The sequence below is a fragment of the Streptomyces hirsutus genome, assembly GCF_001418415.1.
In the GTDB taxonomy this organism is placed as follows: Bacteria; Actinomycetota; Actinomycetes; order Streptomycetales; family Streptomycetaceae; genus Streptomyces; species Streptomyces hirsutus.
Window position 1 is genome coordinate 1 of record NZ_LIQT01000545.1, and the last position, 2968, is coordinate 2968.

The 2968-nt window shown below is 71.7% G+C and carries 3 protein-coding genes; 2 read left to right on the forward strand and 1 reads right to left on the reverse strand.

Annotated elements, in window-relative coordinates; translation table 11 throughout:
* Positions 1–141: 141 nt before the first annotated feature.
* The gene (locus AOK11_RS33820; protein ID WP_055597492.1) at positions 142–519 is read right to left on the reverse strand and encodes a DUF6344 domain-containing protein; all 378 of its coding nucleotides are present in this window, start codon (positions 517–519) and stop codon (positions 142–144) included.
* Between the two features lie 337 nt (positions 520–856).
* Between AOK11_RS33820 and AOK11_RS41055 the strand changes: the two genes are divergently transcribed.
* A complete protein-coding gene (locus AOK11_RS41055; protein WP_003999697.1) occupies positions 857–985 on the forward strand; it encodes a DLW-39 family protein in 129 nt (42 codons plus the stop codon).
* 228 nt (positions 986–1213) lie between these two features.
* The gene (locus AOK11_RS33825) at positions 1214–2545 is read left to right on the forward strand and encodes a hypothetical protein (RefSeq protein WP_240497592.1); all 1332 of its coding nucleotides are present in this window, start codon (positions 1214–1216) and stop codon (positions 2543–2545) included.
* Positions 2546–2968 lie beyond the last annotated feature (423 nt).

The window sequence follows — 2968 nt, forward strand, 5'->3', positions numbered from 1 at the left end:
GTGGCGTGGGCGTGGGAAAGCCCGGCTGCTCGTGTGCGAGCTGCCGGGCTGTTTTTCGCGTGCCGTTGGGGCTGTACGCGAGTTCGCCGGGACTTCGGGGGAGCCGGAACGGCACGGAAGGGGTGCTGTGGGGCTCCGGGCTTAGCGTTGGAGCGGGACGCGGCCCCTGGGGGATTCCGCCGGGGGCGGGCTGTCGTGGTCGGAGCAGGGCGTGGAGGTGGCCGGATCAGAGGCCGGGGCCGGGTTCGCGAGCGAGCGGTGGCGGCAGCGGGGAGAGGCGCCATGGGCCTCCGCGCGGATGCGCTGTTTCATCGTGGGGGGCAGGGCCCTCGCATGGGACCAGGGCCGGACGGACGTCGCCGGCGCCGTCGTGTCCGGGGCGCTCTCGCTGTTGCGCGTCGTCTCGGTCTGGGGTACGGCCGCGGAGGCGGTCGTGGTGATGAATCCGAGCGCCGTGCACAGCGCGAGGAAGGCGGTGACGATGGCGGTCCACAGCTTCATGACCTTGTTCCGGGCCATGGCCCCTCACTTTCGGGTCGGGCGATTTGCGTACTTTCCTCATGATGTGTATGTGGGCCGCGAAGTGGTGGACCTCCGCACGTGGCGCGTCGATGTTCAGATGAACACCACTCGGATGGGTGCAAGAGGGGTGAAAAGCGGAAGAACGTGGAGAGAGGCGGACGAAATTACCCACCGTGTGAGAGTGGTCACCCTCCGGACCGGTCGATGTTCTCTGCTTCTACTGCGCAGCTCAGGAGGGGAGTTGACGGGCCGACGCAGGTCACCGATCGGTCTCGGCCGGTGTGTATAGTCGGGCGCCAGAGGTCCCCTACGTCAAGAAAGACGAGGTCGCGCGGTGAAGAAGCTTCTCCTGGTCGCACTGGCCGCCATCGGCGGGCTCCTCGTGTACCGCCAGATCCAGGCGGATCGCGCCGAGCAGGATCTGTGGACGGAGGCGACTGACTCCGTGCCCACGGGTTCGTGAGTACCGACATACGACGCTGAACAGACCCCGGCCGCGCTCGCGGCCGGGGTTTTGTGTGTGGTGGGGCCTTGCCGACGGACCTTGTCCGCGGGGCAGGATGGTCACGGTGCGACGTCCGGCGACGACGAGGAGTGGCGCGTGAGGGCACGGCGGTGTACTGCGTGGGGACGGCGTGCACGGGCGGGGAGGAGCGGCCGGGCCCCGGCTGCCGGACGCGCGGGAGTGGTGATGCTCGCGGCAGTGCTCCTGACGGGCATGCCCGGCCTGCCCGCGGGGCAGGAGGCGGCCGCCGCAGGGGCTCCTGGGACGTATGCCTTCGACGAGAGCGCACCGCGCGTCGAAGGAGCGCTGAGCACCGCGGACGCCGTACGGCTGGAGACCGGCCGCACCTATCGGAGCACCCTCCCGGTGAACGGCCTGGTCCACTACCGCCTGGAACTCGACGACACCTCGAACGTCTATGCCTCCGCCACCGCCGTCCCGCCGGGCGGCGGCGCCGCTGTCATCGACGGCGTCAAGGTGTCCGTACAGGACGGTGACGGCCGCTCCTGCGACGTGGACACGGCAACCTTCGGCGCTGCCGCCAGCCCGCACCCGGTCGCCGCGTCGGCCGCGCGCGAGATCTCTCCCAGACGGTCCCTCTGCAAGGACGCCGGTACGTACTACGTGACCGTCGAACGCGCGGATCCGGACGGGAAGGGCGCCTCCCCCGACGCCTGGGAGCTGGAGCTCACCACCGTGTCGGAACCGCGGCCGGCGCAGGCCGGAGCGACGACCGCGCCGGAGGCGTGGAACTCCGCCTCGCCCGAGCCCGTCGCCGGGGAGGCCCGACGGCGTGCCGGCGGCACCGGTTTCACCGAGGCCACCCCTCTCGGTGAGGGAGTCTGGCGGGACGACATCCGGCCAGGCCGGACACTCTTCTACAAGGTCCCGGTCGGCTGGGGCCGGCAGTTCAACGTCACCGCCGAACTGCACAGTTCGAGCTCGGGTGGTACCGGGTTCGTGCCCGCAGCCCTGGACCTGGACCTCTACAACCCCGTACGCGGACATGTCGCGGACGTGGGCATCGGCTACGACGGCAGGCAGAAGTCGGGCAGCCTCTCCCCGCTGCCCCACGTCGCGTACGCCAATCGCCACGCACCCGACAGCCGGGTCGCGGCGATGCGGTTCGCCGGCTCCTACTACCTCGTCGCACACCTCGCGGAGAAGGTCGCGGACGACTTCGGCGACGGGCCCGTCCCGCTGACGCTGCGGGTACGTGTGAGCGGGACGGCACAGGACGGGCCCGAGTACGCGGGGGAGCCCGTGCCGTCGGACGTCTTCGCGGCCGGCGAGCAGGACCGCGAGGCAGTGGCGGACGGGCAGGAGGCGGGTCGGGCAGGCAACGACGACACCGCGATGACGGCGCTCGCGGTGGGCGGTATCGGCACCGGCAGCGCACTGCTGGTGGGCCTCGGAATGTGGACCGTGGCGGCTCGGCGGAGAACCGCCTCCCCGGGCCGGGAAGGCAGTTCCTGGGACGGTGGTCCGCGGGACGGCAGGGACTTCAGATCCGGGTGAGCGCCCAGAACCCCACGGCGTAGCAGGCCAGGGCCAGGAGCAGGAGAGGAACGGCCACCCGCGCGGGAGGGCCGGGGCGGCGACGGCGTCTACTGCCCCCTCCGTGCCGTGGACCTGCCCTGCCTTGAGACGGGGCCCCATGGACACCGGCGGTGTATTCGGCGGTGGAGGGATCGGCGCGGTGCGACACGGGGCGGGGACGCGCGGACGACCGGGGCAGGGAGGAGCGCAGCGGATGAGTGGGGTCGTGAGGGGATACGGGGGACACGTGCCCGGCGTGGGCGACCTGCGGCTGCGCGCTGTACGGCGGCTGGGACAGCCCCGGTGTCCGGGACTGCGCCGGTAACGGAGCCTGTGGCTGCGCCGGTGGCGTGTGGGCGTGACGGGGCAGAGCGGGCGCGGGGGAGGGAGAAGGCGTCGGGG